Origin of the sequence: Gillisia sp. CAL575 (assembly GCF_000403785.1) — a bacterium.
GTDB lineage: Bacteria > Bacteroidota > Bacteroidia > Flavobacteriales > Flavobacteriaceae > Gillisia.
Genome location: NZ_APHJ01000024.1, coordinates 12,782 through 38,053, shown reverse-complemented (window position 1 = coordinate 38,053; position 25,272 = coordinate 12,782). Strand labels below are relative to the sequence as shown.

At 34.9% G+C, this 25,272-nt stretch carries 15 protein-coding genes; 4 read left to right on the top strand and 11 right to left on the bottom strand.

Features of this window, described 5'->3' with window-relative positions:
- Nucleotides 1-529 precede the first annotated feature (529 nt).
- A complete protein-coding gene (locus tag I130_RS07645) occupies nt 530-3,736 on the top strand; it encodes a carboxypeptidase regulatory-like domain-containing protein (protein ID WP_034921303.1) in 3,207 nt (1,068 codons plus the stop codon).
- Between the two features lie 74 nt (nt 3,737-3,810).
- Here the strand turns inward: I130_RS07645 and I130_RS07640 are convergent, their stop codons facing one another.
- From I130_RS07640 to I130_RS07610, 7 genes are all read right to left on the bottom strand, one after another.
- Nucleotides 3,811-4,848, bottom strand: coding sequence for a flavin-containing monooxygenase (locus I130_RS07640; RefSeq protein ID WP_034921085.1), 1,038 nt, complete (start codon nt 4,846-4,848; stop codon nt 3,811-3,813).
- A gap of 154 nt (nt 4,849-5,002) precedes the next feature.
- Entirely contained in the window at nt 5,003-7,807 is a 2,805-nt protein-coding gene (locus tag I130_RS07635) for a TonB-dependent receptor (protein WP_232224041.1), read from the bottom strand.
- Nucleotides 7,808-8,453: 646 nt separating this feature from the next.
- Nucleotides 8,454-8,909 (bottom strand): FKBP-type peptidyl-prolyl cis-trans isomerase, encoded by a 456-nt coding sequence (locus I130_RS07630; protein WP_034921082.1) that lies wholly within the window; start codon nt 8,907-8,909, stop codon nt 8,454-8,456.
- Nucleotides 8,910-8,988: 79 nt separating this feature from the next.
- Nucleotides 8,989-9,618, bottom strand: coding sequence for a chloramphenicol acetyltransferase (locus I130_RS07625; RefSeq protein ID WP_034921079.1), 630 nt, complete (start codon nt 9,616-9,618; stop codon nt 8,989-8,991).
- A gap of 157 nt (nt 9,619-9,775) precedes the next feature.
- A complete protein-coding gene (locus I130_RS07620) occupies nt 9,776-11,644 on the bottom strand; it encodes a TIGR00341 family protein (RefSeq protein ID WP_034921076.1) in 1,869 nt (622 codons plus the stop codon).
- A 142-nt stretch (nt 11,645-11,786) separates the two neighbouring features.
- Nucleotides 11,787-12,992: a diaminopimelate decarboxylase gene (gene lysA, locus I130_RS07615; RefSeq protein ID WP_034921073.1), complete on the bottom strand. Its 1,206-nt coding sequence runs from the start codon at nt 12,990-12,992 to the stop codon at nt 11,787-11,789.
- Between the two features lie 162 nt (nt 12,993-13,154).
- Nucleotides 13,155-14,333: an MFS transporter gene (locus tag I130_RS07610; protein WP_034921070.1), complete on the bottom strand. Its 1,179-nt coding sequence runs from the start codon at nt 14,331-14,333 to the stop codon at nt 13,155-13,157.
- A 226-nt stretch (nt 14,334-14,559) separates the two neighbouring features.
- On the opposite strand from I130_RS07610, the gene sucC reads away from it, so the two are divergent.
- Both sucC and I130_RS07600 read left to right on the top strand, forming a co-directional pair.
- Nucleotides 14,560-15,750 carry an ADP-forming succinate--CoA ligase subunit beta gene (gene sucC, locus I130_RS07605; protein ID WP_034921295.1) on the top strand — a complete coding sequence of 397 codons (1,191 nt, stop codon included), beginning with the start codon at nt 14,560-14,562 and terminating at the stop codon, nt 15,748-15,750.
- A gap of 308 nt (nt 15,751-16,058) precedes the next feature.
- The gene (locus I130_RS07600) at nt 16,059-17,063 is read left to right on the top strand and encodes a mechanosensitive ion channel family protein (protein WP_034921067.1); all 1,005 of its coding nucleotides are present in this window, start codon (nt 16,059-16,061) and stop codon (nt 17,061-17,063) included.
- Between the two features lie 27 nt (nt 17,064-17,090).
- Here the strand turns inward: I130_RS07600 and I130_RS07595 are convergent, their stop codons facing one another.
- The 4 genes from I130_RS07595 to I130_RS07580 form a co-directional block, all read right to left on the bottom strand.
- Nucleotides 17,091-17,351 carry a DUF1456 family protein gene (locus I130_RS07595; protein ID WP_034921064.1) on the bottom strand — a complete coding sequence of 87 codons (261 nt, stop codon included), beginning with the start codon at nt 17,349-17,351 and terminating at the stop codon, nt 17,091-17,093.
- Between the two features lie 180 nt (nt 17,352-17,531).
- Nucleotides 17,532-18,770 carry an ammonium transporter gene (locus tag I130_RS07590; RefSeq protein WP_034921062.1) on the bottom strand — a complete coding sequence of 413 codons (1,239 nt, stop codon included), beginning with the start codon at nt 18,768-18,770 and terminating at the stop codon, nt 17,532-17,534.
- A 25-nt stretch (nt 18,771-18,795) separates the two neighbouring features.
- The gene (locus I130_RS07585; RefSeq protein ID WP_034921059.1) at nt 18,796-19,134 is read right to left on the bottom strand and encodes a P-II family nitrogen regulator; all 339 of its coding nucleotides are present in this window, start codon (nt 19,132-19,134) and stop codon (nt 18,796-18,798) included.
- Nucleotides 19,135-19,149: 15 nt separating this feature from the next.
- Nucleotides 19,150-20,295, bottom strand: a complete 1,146-nt coding sequence (locus I130_RS07580) for a porin (protein ID WP_034921056.1) — start codon at nt 20,293-20,295, stop codon at nt 19,150-19,152.
- A gap of 467 nt (nt 20,296-20,762) precedes the next feature.
- Here I130_RS07580 and gltB point away from each other — a divergent pair, with 467 nt between their 5' ends.
- Nucleotides 20,763-25,271 carry a glutamate synthase large subunit gene (gltB, locus tag I130_RS07575; RefSeq protein WP_034921053.1) on the top strand — a complete coding sequence of 1,503 codons (4,509 nt, stop codon included), beginning with the start codon at nt 20,763-20,765 and terminating at the stop codon, nt 25,269-25,271.
- Nucleotide 25,272: the final 1 nt, after the last annotated feature.

Here is a 25,272-nt window from a genome sequence, read left to right as displayed (position 1 = left end):
GGGTAGTTTTAATTGGCTTGTCAACCTAAATTGAGGATTTTGTGAGTGCTTGGGTAGCAAACTATTAATTAACTAAAAATACAAAAAAATGGTCTAAGGTTCAATTTGATAATAATGAATCTGCTTTTTAAATGTATTCACTTCCCTTATGAATTATAAGACAGTCTCCGTATTTCATTTATTAGGTCTATTATATTTTTAATCTTTGATAACAAGTAATCTCAAATTCAAAAAAGGCTAAGAGGATATATAATTCTAGTCTAGTGGAATTCACAGAATTTTTAAAAATTTAATTTTTTTGAAAGGTTATATATATAAATAATTTCATACCTGAAAACTAGAAAACAAACTTTTAAATATAACTTGTTTTAAACCAATAAGTTATAAATTTATTATGTTGTCAAATTTAAGATAAACCGAAGGCCTGTTTTAATTAGTTATTTCGCAACAATGAGCTAATTTTTACAATTATTTTACAGTAATTTTGCAAAATACTAACAATCATAACACACCAATTAAAAAATTAAAAATGAAACGCAATTTACTTTTATTTGTAACTGCTATTTTGCTGTCTTTTACCGGATTTTCTCAGGTAACTACAGCAGAAATGAGTGGTATTGTTTATGAAGCTCAAGATCTTGTGCTTCCTGGAGCTAATGTAAAAGCAGTGCATACCCCGACTGGGACTGTATATGGTGCTGTTACTAATTTTGATGGGAGATTTACTTTATTGAACCTAAGAATTGGTGGACCTTATACCATCACTATTAGTTTTGTAGGCTTTAAAGAATATATTTTAACAGATGTAGATCTAAAATTAGGTCAAACTTTTAATTTAGAAGTTACAATGGCTGCAGATGCTACAGCCTTAGATGCAGTGGTAATAAGCAGCGCCAAAAACGCAATTATTAACAGTGATAGAACAGGTGCAGAGACTAGTATTGGAAGTAGAGAGTTAAAAACCTTGCCAACTATTACAAGATCTGCTGCAGATTTTTACAGGTTAGAGCCAACTGCTTCTAGCAATGGATCTTTTGGAGGTAGAAATGACCAATTCAATAATTTCAGTTTAGATGGATCTATTTTTAATAATCCATTCGGATTGGATGCAGCAACACCTGGAGGACAGACCAGCGCACAACCAGTCTCTTTAGATGCGATAGAACAAATTCAGGTTTCCACTGCGCCTTACGACGTTACTCAGGCTGGTTTTACTGGTGCATCTGTAAATGCAGTTACCAAAAGTGGAACTAATACTTGGAAAGGTACAGTTTACGGATTCTATAGAAACGAGGATTTAACAGGTGGAAAAGTGGCCGGAGATGACATCATTGTTCCAGATCTTTCTCAAGCTCAGTATGGAATTAGTGTTGGAGGACCAATTATAAAAAACAAACTTTTTGTATTTGGTAATTTTGAAAAAGATGATAGAGAAGATCTAGGATCTAACTTTGTAGCATCAAGACCTGGATTATCTGGATCTAATGTTTCTAGGGTAACTGCAGATGATCTTGATTTTGTTTCTACTCAATTAGGAACTTTAGGTTATGATACTGGAGCATATGAAGGTTATACTCATAAAACAGAATCTACAAAGGGACTATTCAAATTAGATTGGAATGTGTCAGACAAACACAGATTAGCTTTTATCTACAACTTTTTGGATGCATCCAGAGATGTGCCTGCCAACAGAGAAGCAATTGGTAGAAGGGGTCCAGACCTTACAACATTACAGTTTAGAAATTCAGGATACAGAATCAATAATAAGATCAGCTCTTTTTTAGTGGAATTAAACTCTAATTTCTCTGGAACTATCACTAACAAATTCCAAGCGGGTTATACGAATTTTGACGATAGTAGAGATCCTTTCTCTGCACCTGCGCCGCCAATTAATATCCAAGAAGATGGAGTTCGTTATATAGTTGCAGGACATGAGCCTTTTTCTATCAATAACAGATTAGAACAAAATGTTTATCAGATAACAGATAACCTAAACTTTCTACTTGGAAACCACACAATCACTATTGGTGGAAGTTTTGAAAAATTTGAATTCGATAACTCTTTCAACTTAGGTTTATATGATTTTGGAGGAAATCCTGATGCAGGACAGGGACCAATAAGTACATTTTTTGATGCTTTTACAAGTGTTAGAGGTGGAGCTGGAAGTTTTGAAGAAGCAATTAATAACGGAACTATTGGCGCAGCATTAGCTAACGCACAAGGAATATTTGACAATAATAATTCAAATGATTCTTGGGCTTTAGCTGAGACCAATGTTGGACAATTAGCATTCTATGCTCAGGACAAATGGAAGGCAACAGAAAAATTTACATTAACTTACGGATTAAGAGTAGATCAGCCTTTATATTTTGATACAAAAGACAAGATTCAAGAAAATATTGATAGAGCCGCTGGAGGAACCTTTCCTGATGGAAACTACCAGCCAGGAATCACTTATTTTGATGAAAATGGGGCAGAAACTAAATTAAATAGCCTGGAACTTCCTTCCAAGAAATTGTTATTCTCCCCAAGATTAGGTTTTAACTATGATGTAAGAGGAAATAAAACACTACAAGTAAGAGGTGGAACTGGGATTTTTACAGGCCGTTTACCTTTCGTATGGATTGGAAACCAAGTTGCAAACCCTAACTTTTTCTTTTACACTACTTCTGCACCAGATTTTCAATTTCCACAAGTATGGCGAAGTAACTTAGGATTCGATTATAAATTTGAAAACGGTATTCTTGCTACCACAGATATCATCTACACAAGAGATGTGAATTCTCAAATGGTAAGAAACTATGGATTGGCAACACCAACAGGAACTCTTAATGGAGCAGATAATAGAATGGTATATTTAAATTCTGATAGAGCTGTTAACGAATTTGGTGGAGTTACCAATGCGTATGTTTTCTCTAACACAGATGTTGGGTATTCTTTTAACTGGTCTTTTAAATTACAAAAGACTTTTAATAATGGATTGTTTGCAACTATTGCTTACAATTATTTAGAGGCTGAAGATGCAAGTTCCCTAGATGCTGAGATTTCTAGTGATGCTTACGATAGAAACCCGGCATTTGGAAATGTGAATGAAGCGGTAAGTACAACATCTCGTTATGGAGATAAGCATAGAATCGTAGGACAACTAAATAAATCCTTCAGTTATGGTGAAAACAAACAATGGAGAACTTCTTTTGGAGCATTTTATGAATACGCACAGGGAGGTAGATTCTCTTATACTTATTCTGGAGACATCAACAATGATGGTTCTGTATTAAATGATTTGATTTATATTCCTACCGAATCTGATCTTTCAGGTTATAATTTTACTGGGACTGATGCAGAGCAGGAAGCCCAAAGACTTGCTTTTGAATCTTATATTCAGCAAGATGATTACTTAAGAGATAGAAGAGGAGATTATGCAGAGAAATATGCCGTATTAAGCCCTTGGAGAGGACGTTGGGATGTAAAATTCTTACAAGATTACGACTTTAGGGTTGCAAATGGAACAAACACCATCCAGTTGAGTTTAGACGTATTGAACCTTGGAAACTTAATCAATTCTGATTGGGGAGTAATTGAATTGCCTGTGAACGATCAACCTCTGGGTGTTTCTGTAGATGATACAAATACTCCGGTATATAGTTTTGATCCATCTCAGAAAAACACTTTTACAAATGACTTTAGTTTAGATTCTAGATGGCAAATGCAAGTTGGTCTTAGATATATTTTCTAAGCTTCTTCAAAATTATAAGCATAAAAAAACTGCTCCATTTCTGGAGCAGTTTCTATTTATATCCATATGTAGTTTTACTGTTTTTCTATGATCTCAGATATATAAGCTGCATCCTTTTTAACTCCACCTAAAGTGGCAGAGCCTCGAGTATGTAACCAAGGTAAACCAATAAAGTATAAACCCTTTATAGAACTTATTCCTCTTTTGTTTTTAGGATATCCATTTTTATCTAGTTCTAGACCTTGTATCCAGTTAAAATTTGGGCGGTATCCTGTTGCCCAAACTATATTTTTAATACTGCTTACTTCCTCCTTATCAAAGTTTATAGATTTTTCATCTGCATCTAATGCTCTTCCAACAAGATGAACGTTCTTTCTGTCTAAAATTTCTTTAATATCAAGCCCAATTATTGGTTGAGGTCTATTTGCTATCATTTTACCAATCCAGGAATGTTTGCTGGCACTAAGAAAACCAGTTTTAGTAAACCACCACCATAATGTTTTTCCTAAAATTTCTTGAGGTAAGGTTTTAGCATCATCTGGACCTGCAAAATAGGTTGTCAATCCATTTTGTGAGACCTCATCAAGGATCTGAAATCCAGAATCTCCCCCGCCAACAACTAAAGTGTCACCATGCTGTAATTGTTCACTATTCTTATAAAAGTTACTATGTATCTGTCTAACCTCCTTATTAATTTTAATCGAAAAGGGAGGCGTATAAGGTGTATAAAACGGGCCTGTAGCAACTATAACATTGGAGCATTTTAACTCTCCATTTTGGTGGGTCAATATAAATATCCCGTTTTTTTTTTCTATTGAAGTTATAAGAATATTAAACTGAATAGGCAGTTCGAATTTTTCAACATAAGCATCAAAATAGTCTGCGACTTCATATTTATTGGGGTAATGCCCTTTTGGAGCAGGAAATTCCATTCCTTCTAAATGATTGAATTCCGTAGGTGTAAAAAGAGTTAATGAATCCCATCTGCTTAACCAAGACTCTCCAATTTTACTTTCCTTATCCACAACAAGAAAAGATTTCCCCATTTGCTTCAAGTGATAAGCCATACTAAGGCCAGCTTGTGCACTACCTACAATAATAAAATCGAACATTTTTTAGGGTTTAATGCAAATATAGTAGAGTTAAGCGGACTCTTCTAACTTGGTAAGGCTTAATATAGCTAAAGAAATTCCTATAATAATGTTGTCAAAAAAAAATCCGCATTCAGTTTTACTTGAATGCGGATTATATAAACTTTCTTATGTTCTAGAATTTGAAAGCTATATTGGTAAATATTCTTGTACCATCAATTCCAAATTGAGTGGTTTGCCAAGGGTATTTGAATCTTCCTACGAAATCTAAGTTTCGGTCTTTAGGAACACCTCCATTATTACTATAAGCATCTGCAAAAGTATCTGGATACACATTAAATAAATTATTAACTCCCACAGTTAAAGCGATTTTCTCTGTGAAATCATAACTAAAACTAAGATTAGTCAATAACTTACTGCCATAAGTAGCATCATCTGCCGGGTTACTTGGGTGTCTATAAGTAACTTTTCCGTAGTGCATCATAGATAAGTTCGTAGAGAATTTATCTAAAGTATAATTTATTGAACCTATGATCTTAGATCTAGGTCTCCATGACTCTACTCTAGATACGTCTTCTCTAGAGAATAAAGCGTCTCCTAGATTATTGTCTTCAATGAATTTTGGAAACTGAGTGCTTCTTACTTCAGTTTTATTAAAGTTAGCAGCTAAACTACCACTTAAAAATCCTTTACCTAATTCAATATTATCATAACTAAATACAATATCAATTCCTTTTGTACGCGTATTAATAGCATTCAAAAAGAATCCTGCAGCTCCTACATTTACACTAGATAGGGTTTGATCTATTGGACTGCTTGGATCTCCGGTTGGAGTTACCTGACCAGAAAGCACAATTCTATCATCAACATCTATTTGATAAACATCCATTGTTAAACCAATTTTTCTACTGAATCTATAAGTCAAACCTGCTCCAAGATTAAAAGAGGTTTCTGCATCTAATTTTGGAATCCCTAAAGCGCGTAATGCAGGATCTGCATTGTTCAAAATTCCATTTTGTTGTATTCCGTTTTCTGTAAGAGTGGTAGTAGTAGCCGTATAATAAATTTGGTGTAAGGCTGGCGCTCTAAAACCAGTACTTATAGAACCTCTTATGGCTAATTTGTTATCTAATGTTTTATATCTGGTATTTGCTTTCCAGCTTAAATTAGATCCAAAATCAGAATAATTTTCATAACGTACAGCTCCTCCCAGTAGGAAGTCTTCAGTTATATCTGCTGTCACATCTGTATATAGACCTATATTACTCCTGTAATCATTAGAAGCATTTTCGGGTCTAAATCCACCAAAAGATTCAGATCCCGTTCTATCTGTTAGATCGTCTGGCGTACCATCTCCATAAGAAGCAAATTCTCCTTCTTCAGTAACAAAACGCTCTGTACGATGCTCTGCACCAAATCCTACAGTTAAGGAATTTAATCCAGTATCTTCAAAAGATCTAACTACATCAAGATTATTTACAACATGGCTAAATTGATGAGCCCCATTATAAAAGTCTGATGGGCTACTTGCTCCAAAAGATTGGTTAAAGGAATTTTCAATATAATAATCTATTCTGTTCCTTCCCATAGTAGAACTTAAGTCGAAATCCCACTCATTGTAAGTGGTTTTTAAACCCAATGCAAAAGTGTAATCATTAATTCTAGGTGCCATTTCTGCTAAGAAAAAATCAGTACCCGGGTAAATTTGTTCGAAACCAGGAACCCAGTAAGGAACTCTTGCAAATTGAGGAGAAGATCCGGTTCTATTAGCCAATGTACCAAAAGAATAAATTTCAGTATTAGTTTCTTCATCTAAAGTATAACCTGTATTGTAAGCGAAATTGGTTATGGTTACATCTGGTGATCCCACTTGGAATCCTGCACTCGGATTACGTTGTAAGAAAGATTGCAGATCTGATATTGTAAAATCTGTATCATCTGTAACTCCCCAATAGTTAGCTTCATCTTCTACGCTGGTTATTGTTCCCGCTCTCTGAGTTTGTTTCTGATCGAAATAACTAAAAGTGAAGTTTGCAAAGCCTTTATCGGCTATTTTAACTCCAAACCCAGTTTCAATTTGGTACTGTTCTCCATCCCCTTCTGTAGTTACGCTATAACCAGTATTTATAAATGGATCCGAATTTTCTTTAAGCACAAGGTTGATTACTCCGGCAACGGCATCAGAACCATATTGCGCGGCAGCACCATCTCTAAGGATCTCTACTCGTTCTAAAGCTGCAGATGGTATTGCTTTCATATCTACACCTACTTCCCCACGACCAGGGGTTACATAGCTATAAACTAATGCACTTAAGTTCTTTCTTTTACCATTTACCAAAACCAAGGTTCTACTAGGAAACAAACCTCTAAGGCCTGCAGGACTAAAATGTGCTGCAGCATCAGATACTGGTTGTTCTGTAGAGTTGTAAGATGGTACTTTAGCCATAAGCTGTTGATCCAACACTCCTTTGCCGGTTTGCTTTAATTCTGCGGTTGAGATATTATCAACAGGAACCGGAGAATCGAAAGATGTTCGTGGTTTCCCGCGACTTCCAATGATCACTACATCATCTAATCTTGCAGCGGCCTCATCTAATTTTACATCAATGGTCTTTGATTTTGAAACATCCACCTCTTTAGTTTTAAAACTTATAAAGGAAATAACTATAATGTTTTTATCTTCAGGTAACATCAAGCTAAATTTCCCATCAAAATCTGATTGTACACCTATGTTGGTTCCTTTAACTAAAATTGTTGCACCTGGGAGTGGAGTTCCAGTATTATCTCTTACAATTCCGGTAACCTCGCGCTCTTGGTATGAATTACTGTTCTCTATTGTAATATTAAAATTATTACTGGAAGCCGACATTGGAAATGTACAGAGAGCGAAAATGAAAAGGCTATATTTTAGGGCCAATGGCATTTTGCTTTGTGATTTTAATAAGTTGGGTAATGATCTTTTTGAGTAATCTTTTCTCATTTCATTAAATATTTAATTGAAATATATGTTGATTTTCAACACATGTGAATTGTGAAACTCCAAATCTGGATTTCATTTAAAATATTGGGAGGACACTGATAGGGTAGAATAACCGAGATCAGATAAGAATTATGTGAACTAAAATTTTGGGTTTTCAAAAAAGGGTGATTTCCTATTCTCTATTAATTATAGTTTTAGGAAAATTATAAAGATTAATGAGTCAATTTTCAACTCACTATTTTTTGAATAATTAAGGATGAATATCCTTGGAACCAAGGAACGAATATAGGTAAAATTTAATCGTGGGGTCTAATCGACTGATAGGCAATAGATTGTGAGCGTAATGGTGGCTTTTTAGATAAAATCTACTTATAAAAGATTAAAACGGAAAATGCTTGTTTTAAACAGGTTACAAATATTTGAATTGTGATCTTTTTCTAAGTTTTATATGAATGTGTAAATAGGCGATCTAAAGATGTAAAATAAAAAAGCTTCAAAAGTTTTAATTTTGAAGCTTTTTTATTCAGTTAGATTATTCAGTGTAAACTTAAAAGTCTTAGAATTAACTCATATTCAAGTATATAGTTACCAACTTTTTAGTAAATAATAGTCCTCAGAAAACTATCCTATTACAACTAATGACTTTCTAATTAACAGAAATCAAATCAATCTCAAAAATAAGTACTGAACCCCCGGGAATTCCATTGGAGTTATTATTTCCATATCCAAGATGCGCTGGAACTAGTAAAAGCCCTGATCCCCCTTCTTTAAAATAAGTGATTCCCTCTGTCCAACCTTTTATAACTTGTTGTAAGTTGAGACTTATCCCGTTAGAATTACTTTGATCGAATACAGATCCATTTAAAAAATATCCTTTATAGGCAACGGTAACATCTGAATTTGAAGTAGGTTGCACACCAGCTCCTTCTTCCTCTATAACATAGTACAATCCGGAATTGCTTTTTTGAGCATTTAAATTATTTTCGCTGATGTATTCAGCAATTTCTTTTTCGTTCTGAACTTTATAATCTACATTCTCCTTATCATTATTATCACAGGATAGAAATAAGATAAATACAAATGCTAATAGGGGATATTTCATAGTTATTTTTTTGAGGGTAAATATAGGAAATGTAAACACTGCTTTAAAGCAGAAATTTAAATTATGAAATTCTTATAGTTTATTCTGAATCTAATAATTTTTGAAATACTTCAAGGAATTTAGCCACATGAAAACCATCCATTAATCCATGATGAACGTTAATAGCAACTGGTAATTTATTCTCATTTCCCATTGCATACATTTTACCAAAGGTTATTTTTGGAACACTGTCTGGATATTTAAAATTTCGAGAGTGAGTTAGGCCTGTAAGTTTATGCCAAGGAAATGATGAAATATGGATTGCATCTAAACGTTGTGAAGCATCGCTGAGTCTTAATCCTGTTGTATTTTGAACCTCCTCAATTTCTTTATTCAATCTTTCTTGAAAAACTGAGAAATCTGAATCGAACTCAGCAAATGAAAAAGCGAAAGTACCATCTGGTCTGGCAATGGTCGCGGCAGAGTGCACTTCCTCATACACCACTACTTCGTTATTCAAGATTCTATACTTAAATTCTGGAACCTCGTTAACCGCGGTTAATGCCTTATGCAAATAATGCGCAAAAAAGGAACGATTATTATTTTTACAGAATTTATAGGCTTTTGTACAATCAACTTCAGAAACTATCCCGAAAAAAGGTTCATCGAAGCTTGAGAAAAATTCAAAATGCTCTCTTCTATTCCAATTTTTCAAATCCAATTTTTTCATCTTTGATGTAGGCTTTTTATGCTGTAATATTTTTATTGAATCAAGATCCTTAGAACATTTTACTTTAAATTTTTTCGATAGCTATTAAAACAAAAATGTTTAGGCAAAGCTCCATAAATACTGGCAAGATAAAAAAGTATAAATCCTTTAATTTGGGTTAAAATTCAATAGCAGAAATAACTTCTAAAATTATTGGTTCTCCAATTTTTTCTTCAATTTGTTCCTTAATAGTTTCCATTTCTTTAGAATCTATTGCTTCCGGACTCACTAATTTTAAAGAAACCATGATCGGTTTTCCTGTTCTAACTTTTACATCTCTAAGATAAATCTTATCAAAATTTGTTCCCTCCAATTTTGAGGTTATATTGGCTTCTTGCTTAATTCTATTAAAAGAGAGGGAAAGAGGAATCATAACAATACTAATGGTTATAAGCGTATAAACTAATCCCATTCTTGCGCGTCTAAAAGGTGCAAAACCTAAAAGTAGAAATGTGAGACCCGCAAACATGATAATTCCTGCAAGATTGGTTAAATAAAGAAGAAAAGCACCAGAAAACACATCCCAGTCCCACCAACCAATACCTATTCCTGCTACAGCCAATGGAGGTACCAAGGCAACGGCAATTGCTACCCCAGCCAAACTTTTCGCAATACCTTCTTTTGCATGCGCATATGCTGCTGCAATCCCAGAGGCTACCGCTATTCCCATATCTAAAAGGGTAGGAGTGAGACGTGCATCAATTTCTGAGGTCAGCACTTTAAGAGGTATAATCATACTTACTCCGGCTGCAAATATTAATGCCACAATAGTTCCAATTAAGATGGTAACTATTCCTGTTTTAAGCATATTAGTATCATATCGCACCATTCCCATAGAAAATGAAACAATAGGAGCGATGATGGGAGCAAGTATCATAGCGCCAATAATTACTGGAGATGAATCTCCAAATAATCCAAATGTGGCAATTAAGGTCGCGAGGATCATCATCACTAAAAATGAAGAGCTAAGCTTTGCATTCTCTTTTAAAACTTTGAATAATTCCTGAAATTCCTCTGTGGTAGCTCTGGGTAAAAAAGGCATTTTTCTTTGTGTAAGCTCTTCCCTTTTTTCTCCCGTGGGTAATTTGTCTATTTTGAGATTCTTTTTTTCGTCTACACCTTCATTTTTTGATGCATATTCGCTTTTTTGATGAAGTTTTATTTCCCGGTTGTGTACGTTTAAGTTTATTTCTTTCGCCGTTAATTTTTCCCCATCTATAGAGAAATCTATTGGCTCCCCATTCTCGATCTTTAGATTTGTTGTTTTAATATATCCTATAAATGAGGGTAATTGTGCCTTGAAAGTAGGGTTGGGTAGTAAACTTTTGAATAGAAAAGTTAATAGCTGAAAAATGCTTTGTGGCGAAAGTATGAGTACCTGAAATTTCCCATCATTCAACACTATGTTTTCTAGCAATCTTTTAGAGATCACTGAAGCCGAAGGATGTTCCACCGCAATAATTCCTAAAGCCGAAGTGTGAATAATTTGTTCTTCGTCTGCAGTTAAGAGAAATGATTTATGAATTAACCCTGGCAACCTTCTGATGTTTTTTATAAATTGATATACTTCAGAAATAAAACCTTGTGCTCCTTTTTGTTCAGAAAAAATAAGAACATCTCCTACATTTACAGATTGTAATACAGGAATCTCATTACAATAAAGCAAATCCAATTCATTCACTTCTTCTCCATCCAAGATTTCCATCGTAATCTCTTCCATTTTGCCAGTGATCCCCAATAATTTTATTGCTTTTTGACCCTCGGGATGTGGTAGGACCGCCAAATTCCAATTATGTTTAGTAGTCTTAAGTAATAAGTCTTTAAAATTTAAATCGGAGAGGTAAGTGACTAATACCGAATCCTCTTCTGGTGAAAACTGATTTGATATAGGAAGTGTAAGAAGAGTAAAATTAGATTTTTCGAAAAACGGAATTACAGTCTCTGTAATTTTCTCAAAATCGTCTGGATGATGAACTAGATAAAACATAGTTGGATAGCTGCGATTACGCTGCAAGATATCACTTTTGAGAACTTTCAGTTTAGATTTAACCAAAAGTTGGGGATTTCCAAGAACTCATTATTTTTTTAAAATAGTCTTACTGCAGAAAACCCCAATTAAAGGATAAAAATTAAAATTCTAATTCAACTTGATTATAAACCAAGTCTTCAAATACCTCTCTTTTTCTTATAAGATGAGCTTCGCCATTATACCATAAGACTTCAGCTGGGCGATATCTAGAATTGTAATTACTGGCCATGCTAAAACAATAAGCACCGGCATTGCTAAAACTTAGAAGGTCTCCTTCTTTAATTTCAGGAATACGTTTATTGGTAGCAAAAGTGTCTGTTTCGCAGATATATCCTACTACAGAGTAGAATCGCTCTTTCCCATCTGGGTGAGAAATATTGCTTATTTCATGTCGAGATCCATAAAGCATCGGCCGTATTAAATGATTAAAACCTGAATCTATCCCAGCAAAAACTGTAGAGGTAGTTTGTTTAATCACATTTACCTTTGCAACAAATTTCCCAGCTTCACTAACCAAGAATTTTCCAGGTTCGAAAGCAAGAGTAAGATCTCTGCCATATTCTTTACAGAATTTTATAAAGCGCTCGCTTAATTTTTCGCCTAATTCTTCTATATTGGTTTCAATATCACCAGGTTTGTAGGGAACTTTGAATCCGCTTCCAAAGTCTATAAAATCGAGATCTGGAAAGTGCTTAGCCGTTTCAAATAAGATCTCAGATGCATATAAGAACACTTCAATATCCAAAATGTCACTTCCTGTATGCATATGGATCCCATTTATATGCATCCCCGTATTTTCTATAATTCTTAATAAATGCGGAATTTGATGAATGGAAATTCCGAATTTAGAATCTATATGGCCTACAGAAATATTACTATTTCCGCCAGCCATTACATGAGGATTGATCCTGATGCATACAGGAATTTTAGGATGTCTGGTTCCAAATTGTTCTAAAATGGAAAGGTTGTCTATATTTATTTGTACTCCCAAAGTGGTTGCTTCTTCAATTTCTTCCAAAGAAACTCCATTGGGAGTATATATGATTTTTGAAGGCTCAAACCCCGCTTTCAAACCTAATTTAACTTCCTGAATAGAAACGGTATCTAATCCCGCTCCAAATTTTTTAAATAACTTCAGAATAGAAATATTTGATAAGGCTTTTACTGCATAATTAATTTTAAGGCTATCCACTTGTTTAAATGCGGAAGTAAGTCTATTATATTGAGACTCAATTTTTTCAGCATCATACACATATACTGGGCTGCCATACTCTGCAGCTATGTTTAAAAGGTCTTGATTATTCATATGGAAATTAAATTGCGGGCAAAAATACTCTAGATTATTTGTAGACTATAAATTTTATAAAAATATAACACATTCTAACAATTTGTGCATTTTATAATATTTAAATTTTATGAATTTAATCATAATAAATGATATTTCGTCTTTCGTGGCAGATGGCGATCACTAATTCTCCACGGGGACAGGAATTCTTTCTGAATGTCTTTTTCTTATCAAAATAACTGCAATAGCTATTAAAACTCCACTTCCTGCCATAGCAGCACCTACCAATGTTGCAGAGGTAAAACCATATCCCATGGCAATTGGTAATCCCGCCAAATATGCTCCAGAGGCATTTCCCATATTAAATGCGCTTTGATTTAAAGAAGAACCTAACATCTCTGAACCTTTAGATGAATTTATAACTGCCATTTGAATAGGAGTAGAGATGCAGAATGCAACCATACCTATAAGGAAGGTCATAATTAAAATGAAAACTGGATCATGAGCCAGATAAGAATTGGCAACTAATAGAATTGACATTGTGATTAGAGTAAGAATAACTGCATATATAGGGCTAAACATTTCTGCCAATTTTGCACCTAAGATGTTTCCAACGACCATTCCAACTCCAGCAAGGATCATAGCATAACTCACCACACTTTCATCATGTCCTGCCACATTAGTTATTAATGGGGCTATATAACTATACCAAGCAAAAAACCCTCCTGTCCCAACAGTAGTAAGTAAAATCACCATCCAAAGCTCGGGTTTTTTAAGAACCTTTAAATCTTTTTTAAATCCGTCTGGAGAAGATTTATCCAGATCTGGCATCCAAAATTTAATTCCCAACATGGCAAGAATACCTATAACACCAACCATTAAAAATGAAATCCCCCAATTATACTGATGTCCCAAATAGGTGCCAAGAGGAACACCTAAAACGTTGGCTAAAGTTAAACCAGTAAACATAGTTGCAATGGCCTGAGCAGATTTTCCTGGTTTAGCTAGTTTCCCAGCTACCACGGCTCCAATTCCGAAAAAAGCTCCATGAGGTAAACCAGACAAAAACCTAGCAGCGAGTAACATTTCATAACTTCCAGCAAAAGCAGAGAGTGTGTTGAAGACTGTGAACCAAAGCATTAATAATAGTAAGACCTTATGTGCTGGCCATTTTCCACCAATAGCTGTAATTAAAGGAGCGCCAACCACCACCCCTAACGCATAGGCAGAAATAAAATGTCCTGCTTTTGGAATACTTATATCCAAAGCACCGGCAACATCTGGTAAAATTCCCATCATCACAAACTCTGTCATTCCTATCCCAAAACCACCTATTGCTAAAGCTAATAATCCTTTATTCATCTAAAAAAATTAATCTACAAAAATAAGATAGAATTCTTGTTTTATGTAATATTATCAAGGGAAAACGCTATAACGATTTAGTGAATTCGGGATACAAATTGTTATTATTAGATATGCTTTATAAAGCTTTTGAGGAGAAGAGAGTTATAACCCAAAAAAGATTGGTACAATACTTTTACATTTGTTACTTTTGCGTTCCGTAATTAATACTGAAGAAAAGCAGATTATGAACATACACGAATATCAAGGAAAAGAAATTTTAAATAGCTTTGGAGTGCGCATTCAGCGTGGTATTGTTGCCAGTACCCCAAAAGAAGCAGTTGAGGCTGCAAAAGAACTTACTGAATTAACCGGAACTGGTTGGCACGTAATAAAAGCTCAGGTGCATGCCGGGGGTCGTGGTAAAGGTGGTGGGGTAAAACTTGCTAAGAATCTTAAAGAAGTAGAAGAAATTGCAGGACAAATAATCGGGATGAATCTGGTTACTCCTCAAACCTCTGCTGAAGGTAAGAAAGTTCACCAAGTATTAGTTACAGAAGATGTTTATTATCCTGGAGATAGTGAGCCAGAAGAGTATTATATGTCTGTTCTTCTAAATAGAACGACAGGCCGTAATATGATTATGTATTCTACGGAAGGTGGAATGGATATAGAAACTGTTGCAGAAGAAACTCCGCATTTAATTTTTACTGAAGAAATTGATCCTTCAGTTGGATTACAAGGTTTTCAAGCTAGAAGAATCGCTTTTAACTTAGGACTTAGTGGAAATGGATTTAAAGAAATGACTAAATTCGTTACTGCTCTTTATACTGCTTATGTAGAATCTGATTCTGCTTTATTTGAAATCAATCCTGTTCTTAAAACAAGTGACGATAAAATAATGGCGGTAGATGCTAAAGTAACTTTAGACGATAACGCATTATTTAGACACAAAGATTATGCAGCTATGCGTGATATTCGTGAGGAAAATGCTGTTGAAGTTGAAGCGAGAGAAGTTGGACTTAACTATGTAGATCTCGACGGAAACGTTGGGTGTATGGTGAATGGAGCCGGACTTGCAATGGCAACAATGGATCTTATTAAACAAGCAGGTGGTGAACCAGCTAACTTTTTAGATGTTGGTGGAACTGCTGATGCAAAGAGAGTAGAAGAGGCATTTAGACTTATCTTAAAGGATGAAAATGTAAAAGCGATCCTTATTAATATCTTTGGTGGTATTGTAAGATGTGATCGTGTTGCACAAGGAATTGTAGATGCATATAAGAACATGGGGAACATAAATGTGCCTATTATTGTTCGTTTACAAGGTACTAATGCAGATATAGCAAAAGAAATTATAGATAATAGCGGATTGGATGTACAAAGTGCAATAGAATTCCAAGAAGCTGCAGATAAAGTTCAGGCTGTTTTAGCTTAAACTTTTCAATAGTTTATTAAAAAAGGTCCCGAGATATTTCTTGGGACCTTTTTTGTTAGGGTAGGGCTAATCGTAGGGTATTAAAAAAATATTAAAAATATTTGGCCTAAGGTTACTTACGTTAAATTTATATTTAAGCATTAATTCTTGAGAGCCATCTTTGTAGCTAATCACGATTATTCGTGTATTCTTCTCAATTCAAATCACTATGATTTGGTGATAATAAATTGGCGATACAAGTTGATTTAGGTTTCCATTATGATATTTTAAATGCAAAAAAATGTATTTTGACCATTTAAAATAAATTTATGAAGATTCCCTTATTTTTTACTCTCCAAGATACCCCAAAAGATAAAACAGGCGAAATTGATGTAAATCCACAGTCTATAATAGAAAAATTAGATAGTTGGGTTGATGGAACTATCAGAGCATTACCGAACATACTTATTGGAATAGCTGTTTTTATTGCATTCTTATATTTAGGACGTTGGTTAGGTAAAGTCGTTAATCGTTTGATGAATAAAAGAGGGCGCGAGAACTTTGGTGATCTTCTTGGTGCTTTTACTCGCTACATAATTGTAATTGCTGGGATAGCACTATCTCTTACTATAATGGCACCAGGTTTAAGTCCAGCCGATTTAATTGCTAGTCTTGGGGTATCTTCGGTGGCTATTGGTTTTGCTTTTCAGGATATTTTACAAAATTGGTTGGCAGGAATTCTAATATTACTTAGGCAACCATTTAAAATTGGAGATCAGATTGTTGTAAATGAATTTGAAGGTACAGTAGAAATGGTGCAAATAAGATCTACGATAATTACCACCTACGACGGTCAACGAGTGGTTATTCCAAATAATACAGTTTATAATAACTCAGTCAAGGTAATAACTGCGCATGAACTTATACGTTCCCAATATGATGTTGGTGTGGGTTATGATGAAGATTATTTGGAAGCCATGAAAATTCTAAAACAGACGGTACAAAAAGTGGAGGGTGTAAGTTCAGAAAAACCTGTAGAAACCTTAGTTTGGGATCAGGCAGATAGTTGGTTGACTATTCGTGTTCGATGGTGGACGAAAAGCGATCGCGCAAGTGTTGTCCAAATTTGGTCAAAAGTTTTATTACAAACTCAACAGGCAATGAATGATGCAGGTATAGATTTACCATTTCCAACACATGTAGAAATTCAGAATGCACATGATTTGAAGGAAGCTCAAGAAGGTAAAAAGTTAAAGGGAGAATTGCATCAAAGCGCCATATCTAAAAAAGCTAAAAAACAATCTGAATCTAAAACTGATAGCGAAAATAATTAAATCTCAGGAATATAATTCCTGAGATTTCTAGCTCTTGTTTTCTATTTCTGGTTTGTTTTTCTTAGGCATTGGTCCGCGCATATGAATCACCAACCCATTCAGAAAATTTCTTAAGAATTGATCTCCACATTCCACATATTTTGGATGATCTTCATTTCTAAAGATCGCACCTAGCTCACTTTTGGTAACTTTAAAATCTACCAGTGCACAAATTTGTACTATATCATCATCGCGTAATTTTAACGCAACTCTTAGTTTTTTAAATGTGTCGTTATTTGTTAATCCCATATTGCAAAAATAAACATTTTTATGAGCAAGCGGAAAAATTGCGATATTAATCTCCTAGAGTTTAATTCCCCGATGCTTACATTATACGAAGAAGAAAGTTGGAAAACCTAAGGTTTTCATCGAGAAAGCTTTCTTCTACTAAATATCTTATATGCTTGCATCGAGGAACTTTATTATTTCTTAATGCTCATTAGATCTAAAATCTGGATATGCATCCATTCCATGCTCATGTCTATCTAAACCTTCTAATTCTTCTATTTCAGAAACTCTTAATCCAGCTACAGCTTTAATTGTTTTAAGAATTATGAAAGTACTAATTACACAAAAGGCACCTACAATTCCAACACCAGCTAATTGAATAAAGAACTGATCTATTCCTGCCATGCTTCCAAATATTCCTACGGCGAGTGTACCCCAAATTCCACATATTAAATGTACAGCAACTGCACCTACAGGATCATCAAGTTTTAATTTATCTATAAGCGCTACTCCAAATACTATAACAACACCCGCAATTAATCCAATTACTACAGCTTCATTTGGAGACATTAAATCGGCTCCGGCGGTAATACCCACAAGTCCTCCTAATATTCCGTTTAAGAACATAGTGAGGTCATAGTTTTTATACATTAAAGTAGATGTTAAAAAAGCTGAAATTCCACCAGCTGCTGCTGCCAAAGAAGTTGTTACAAGTACCAAAGAAGTAATTGCAGGATCGGCAGAAAGTACAGATCCTCCGTTAAAACCAAACCATCCTAACCATAAAATTAGTACTCCTGCCGCTGCAAACGGAATATTATGCCCAGGAATTGGTTGCGGTTTGTTATTTTCATTGAATTTACCAATACGAGGTCCTAATATAAATATAGCTACTAACGCGGCCCATCCTCCAACAGAGTGAACTAGGGTTGATCCTGCAAAGTCATAAAAATTCATTGCATCAAGAAATCCACCACCCCATTTCCACGAGCCAACTATTGGATAAATAAGTCCTACGTAAATAACAACAAATATCATAAATCCTCCAATCTTAATACGTTCTGCAACAGCCCCAGATACTATAGTTGCTGCAGTAGCTGCAAACATTCCTTGAAAAAGAAAATCTGTCCACCAAGTATAACCTCCGCTGGCATACTCAGCAAGCATTCCATTTTCTGGTGCCGATATTCCAAATCCTGCAAATTTTAAAATCCCTGCAGATCCTTCTTCAAATCCGGGATACATTAAATTGAAACCTCCTATATAGTACATAAGTAAACCTGCACAAATAATAAATAGATTTTTGAAGAGTATATTTATGGTATTCTTTTGCCTTGTTAGTCCAATTTCGAGCAATGAAAAACCGAGATGCATGAAAAATACCAGTCCGGTACATATCATCATCCATACATTGTTTATTGTAAATAATCCTGAGTCCATATATTAACATTTTAAGCTTTAATAATTAGTTTAGAGTTTCTTTTCCTTTATCCCCAGTACGAATTCTATATGCTTCACTGATTTCGGAAACAAATATTTTTCCATCTCCCACTTCTCCTGTGCGGCCTGCTTTAAGAATAGCTTCGATAGTGGATTCCTCATAAGAATCGTCTACCACGATAGATAAATATCTACGCTGAATATCGCTTGTGCTATAGGACACTCCTCGATAAACACTTCCTTGTGTTTCATTTCCCAAACCGGTAACATCCCAGTAGGAAAAGAAGTTGATGCCTTTTTCATGTAAGGCCTTTTTAACTGCAGAAAATTTTGCTTTCCTGATGATGGCTTCTATTTTTTTCATTTTTATATGTTTAGATTAGAATTTATAAACTGCTGCTAGAAGAAGGGATGCCAGACTTTTTTGGGTTCCATCTATTTCTTTATTAGTGAATATATCTTGGTCTGCGGAATCAAGGCGTATCTCTGGAATTAACATTAGATCTCCTATTGCAATATTTCCTGAAACGGTTACAGCAAATACTCCAGCATCGCCATCTGCATCATATACACCTAAAGCTCCAGCACCGCCATTAAATTCCTGGAAATATTCTCCTCTTGTACCAATTGCAAAACTGTCACTTAAGCTATACTGAAGATATATTGCGGCACCATAAAACCCGAAATCGTCTCCATCCACATCTCGTATGCCAGTATCTGTATAGGCTTCTCCAGTAGAGGTAGTGTTGTAAGTAGTATTAAAGCCTAAGTAAAAGTCATCGGATAGATCTACACCTGCAGTTAGGTCTACCTGAAAGGTTGATCCCGAAGAATCATCTCCGCCATTATTCCCATTTCCATCAAGTTTTCCGTCTTGATCTCCGTAAAGAAAATTTAAATATGCACTTCCTGCATCCTTAGCATATCCAAGTTGTGCTCCAAGAGTATAGGTGCCTGCAGGATTAAATTCAGTAAAATCTGTAGGATTCATAATCGCTACCATAGCGCTAAACTCATCGCTTAAAACAAAATCTGCTTTTAGTCCCGTATGAGAGAAAGGTCCATAAGAGAACATGTAAGAAGTAGAATAATTAAAGTTTGCAGTTGGAGAAATAACTTCATAACCCAAATAGGTATTCCAGTTACCAAGCGTTAAGCTAACTTTATCATTAACGTTCCAGTAAACATAAAGTTGATTTACTATATTAGAACTCCCCGTGGAATTAAAAACTGCATCTTCTCCCCTAGGTCCAAATACAAGGTCTGCAACTGCACCTACTTTTCCAAATTCATAACTCGCTATTACGTTGGCCATACCTATTGCAAATCCCGGGTCATTGGCGAAAGAAGTCGCAGGAGAAGGTGCATCCATATCGTCATAATTCCTATTAAAGGAATTTAAATTGAAACGTGCATATACGTCAGCTGAACCTGATATTTGGAAACTTTTTGTTGGAGCGTCTTCTTCTTGTGCATAAGAATTGAGAGCAAAAAGCATAACAAGAGGTAGATAGATTTTTTTCATATTGATATACATTTAATTTGTTGGCTACTAAACTAAATATATTTTGAACTAAACCTTAAAATTAATAGGGGTAAGTGTTTAAATTTAGTGAATTATGAATTATCACCCCCTAAAATTTAGGGGGTGATAATATTTTTATGCTTAATGTATTGTAAATTGTTATATTCTTGATGAAATTTTACTTATTTATAAGAATAAGAGTGGAAAAACACCCTTAAAAATCGATTAAAACGTCAGATTCTGATTTTCAATCTTATATAAAAGTTGTAGAATCTTCGTTTTTATAAAATATGAAGTAAAAATTTATTACTAATCTGATAATTAAACCGGATTTAATTATCAAATTCAAAATAAAATATTGATTTTTTGAGAAATTATTAAATGTAAAAATCAGTTTATTAATTATTATTCAATATTGAGTTTATTCTCTACTTTAGGAAAGAATAAGATGAAAAATTGATTAAAAGATGAAAGAGAAACAAGGCTTATATTCACCCGAATTTGAACATGAAAATTGCGGAGCAGGGTTTATATGCAATCTAAAAGGAAAGAAATCTAATGATATTATACATAAAGCTTTAGAGATCTTAGAAAAATTGGAGCATCGAGGTGCTGTAAGTAGCGATGGAAAGACCGGAGATGGAGCGGGAATTTTGATAGATATACCGCATGACTTTTTTGTGGAAAATTGTGATTTTGAAATTCCGGAAGCTCGCGAATACGCCATGGGTAATGTGTTTTTGCCCAGAAAATTAAATCAGCGAGAATATTGTAAACGGATCTTTGAGGAGCAAATTAAACTTAAAGGATTGGTTTTATTAGGTTGGCGTAATGTTCCGGTAGATAATGAACATTTGGGAGCTATAGCAGCAGAAGTAGAGCCTTTTATAGAGCAAATATTTATAGGCAAACCTGAAGAAGGAATGAATGATCAGAAATTCCAGATCCAGCTTTTTGCAGCCAGAAAGGTAACAGAACATATTATTTTAAAATCTAAATTATCTGAAAGAGCTTATTTTTACTTGCCAAGTCTTTCAACTAAAACTCTTATTTTCAAAGGGCTTTTAATGCCCGAAGATATTAAGTTCTATTATAAAGATCTTTTAGATCCAAAGGTTGTTACTAGACTCGCGCTGGTACACCAAAGATTTTCAACCAATACCTTCCCAACTTGGGATCTCGCACAACCTTTTAGATATATGTGCCATAATGGTGAGATCAATACTTTAAGAGGAAATATTGCCCGAATGAGGAGTAGAGAGGAGTTATTGAAAAGTGATCTTTTTGATGATGATCTAAAAGAATTATTTCCAATTATATTAAAAGGTAAGTCAGATTCTGCATCTATGGATATGGTTGTAGAATTATTATTAATGTCTGGCAGGTCACTTCCGGAAATTATGATGATGTTGATTCCTGAAGCATGGGAGAAGCATAAGGAAATGAGTGAAACTAAAAAATCCTTCTATGAATTTAATAGTTGCATCATGGAACCTTGGGACGGGCCCGCTTCTGTACCATTTACAGATGGAGATTATATAGGTGCAGTATTAGATAGAAACGGACTAAGACCTTCTAGATATTCTGTAACTAAAGATGATTATGTAATCATGTCTTCAGAAACGGGAGTTTTAGATTTACAGCCTGAGAATATAGCATATCACGGCAGACTGCAGCCTGGACGTATGTTCCTTGTAAATATGAAAGAAGGCCGAATTATCAATGATGAAGAGATAAAAGAAAAAATAGCTGGAAATCATGATTATAAAAAATGGCTTTCACAAAATAGAATTCCATTAAAAGAGATTCCTTACAGACATGAGCCTTTAGAATTGGAAAAAACTCCAATCAACTTAAGAAAGAATATTTTTGGTTATACAAATGAAGATATAGAAACCATCATCTTACCAATGGCCGGTCAAGGTAAAGAGCCAATTGGATCTATGGGTACAGATACTCCATTGGCGGTATTATCCCAAAGGCCTCAGTTGATGTACAATTACTTTAAACAAATGTTCGCCCAAGTAACTAATCCGCCCTTAGATGGAATTCGTGAAGAGTTAATCACAGATCTCAGTCTTACTCTGGGAACAGATTCAAATTTAATGCAGATATCACCAGATTACTGCAAAAAGATCATGATTCAAAATCCAGTTATTTCTAAAGAAGACCTAGATAAGATCAAAAATTTTGAACATCCAGATTTCAAGTCGGTAAGCATTCCTATTTTATATAGTGCTGTAAAAGGATTAAATGGATTGGAAGAGGCGCTTGAAGTTATGTTGAAAACTGCCTCGAAGAAAATAGACGAAGGATATACCATTTTGATCCTTTCGGATAGAGGTGTAGATAAAGATATGGCTCCAATACCTGCATTACTTGCATGTTCTTATTTAAATAACGGTTTATTTAAAATAGGTAAAAGGTCTAAAATGAGCTTTATAATAGAATCTGCTGAGCCTCGGGAAGTTCATCATTTCGCTTTACTATTTGGTTATGGAGCGAGTGCTATTAATCCATATTTAGTGAATGAGATTATAAATGAACAAATTGAAGAAAAGAACCTTAATAATATAGGTTTTGTTGATGCGGTGTATAATTATAACAAAGCTGTTGGGAAAGGGGTAGTGAAGATTATGAATAAAATAGGTATCTCCACCCTTAATTCTTACAGAGGTTCTCAATTATTTGAAGCTTTGGGACTCAACTCTGCACTTATAGATAAATACTTTCCAAATACCCCAAGTAGAATTGAAGGTATTGGCCTATATGAAGTAGAAAAAGAGGTTGCAAAAAGACATTTAAGAACTTTTAAGGAGAGAAATATTCCTGGGTCTATAGGAATGGAGATTGGAGGGGATTATCGCTGGAGAAGAAATGGAGAAAAGCATATGTTTAATCCAGTGACCATTGCAAAATTACAGGAGTCTGTAAGAACCAATAATCCTGCGACTTATAAAGAATACGCAGCGTTGGTTAATGAGCAGTCTAAACAGTTAATGACTATTAGAGGAATGTTCGAATTTTCTAATTTTGATCCTATTCCTTTAGCTGAAGTGGAACCTTGGACAGAGATCGTGAAAAGATTTAAAACCGGGGCTATGTCTTATGGTTCTATAAGTAAAGAAGCTCATGAGAATCTTGCCATTGCAATGAATAGAATAGGCGGAAAGAGCAATAGTGGAGAAGGAGGAGAAGATTCTAACAGATATTATAAGAATGCCAATGGAGATTGGGCAAATAGCGCGATAAAACAAGTGGCTTCAGGAAGATTTGGAGTTTCGAGTAATTATCTTACTAATGCTACCGAAATTCAGATAAAGATGGCTCAAGGTGCTAAGCCAGGAGAAGGCGGACATTTGCCAGGATCTAAAGTGAATAAATTTATAGCTAAAACAAGAAATAGCACACCGTACGTAGGTCTTATTTCTCCGCCACCACATCACGATATTTATTCTATTGAAGATCTGGCGCAGTTAATATATGATCTAAAATCTGCTAACAGAGCAGCTAGAATAAATGTAAAACTGGTTTCTGAAGTTGGGGTTGGAACCGTCGCTGCTGGAGTTGCTAAAGCCAAGGCAGATGTGATTTTAATTTCTGGATATGATGGTGGGACGGGAGCTTCCCCGCTAACATCGCTTAGACACGCAGGTTTACCATGGGAACTAGGAATTGCTGAAGCTCAGCAAACTTTGGTTTTAAATGATCTTAGAAGTAGAATAAGGTTGGAGTGTGACGGACAGTTAAAAACCGGTAGAGATGTAGCAGTAGCTTGTCTTTTAGGTGCAGAAGAATTCGGTTTCGCCACAGCGCCTTTGGTAGCGTCGGGTTGTATAATGATGCGTGTTTGTCATTTAAATACATGCCCAGTTGGTATTGCTACTCAGAATCCAGATTTAAGAAAGAAATTTAAGGGCAAGCCAGAGCATGTGGTGAACTACATGTATTTTATTGCTGAAGAATTAAGAGAGATCATGGCGCAATTAGGTTTTAGAACCGTTGATGAAATGGTGGGTCAGGTTCATAAATTGAATAGAAATAAAGCTATCGATCATTTTAAAGCAGCGGGAATAGATCTTTCTCCAATACTTCATAAAATTGAAACGCCAGAAGGTGTAGATATTTACAATACAGCCTCTCAAGACCATCATCTGGAAAAATCTATAGATTTTGAAATTATAGAATTGGCACACACAGCACTTTTTAGAAAGGAAAAGACCGTGTTAGATCTTAAGATCCACAATACAGACAGAGCAGTAGGAGCAATCTTAAGCAATGAAATTTCTAAGATCTATGGAGAACAAGGCTTGCCAGACAATACTTTAAAGGTCAATTTTAAAGGAGCTGCAGGTCAGAGTTTTGGAGCTTTTGCAACCCGAGGTTTAACTTTAAAGATAGATGGAAATGCAAATGATTATGTAGGGAAAGGGCTATCTGGAGGTAGAATAATTGTAAAGATACCAGAAGAATCTACATTAGAGGCAGAGAAAAATATCATTATAGGAAATGTAGCTTTATACGGCGCCATAGAGGGGGAAGCCTATTTTAATGGAATTGCAGGAGAGCGTTTTTGTGTAAGAAATAGTGGAGCGCAGGCTGTGGTTGAAGGAATTGGCGATCATGGTTGTGAATATATGACTGGAGGAGTAGCTGTTATTCTAGGAGAAACAGGAAGAAACTTTGGCGCAGGAATGAGTGGAGGAATAGCATATGTTTTTGATGAAAATGATTCGTTTAAAAAGAATTGCAATACAAGTGATCTAAACCTAGAACCAGTTACGGAAAGTGAAGATCAGGAGCAATTACATCAATTAATTACTAATCATTATAATTATACACAAAGCAGGCACGCTCAAAGGATTTTAGAAAACTGGGAAACTAGTCTGAATAAATTCGTGAAAGTACTTCCTGAAGAATATAGACTGGCATTGATAAGATTAGAAGAAGAAAAATTAACAGATATAACGGAGTAAG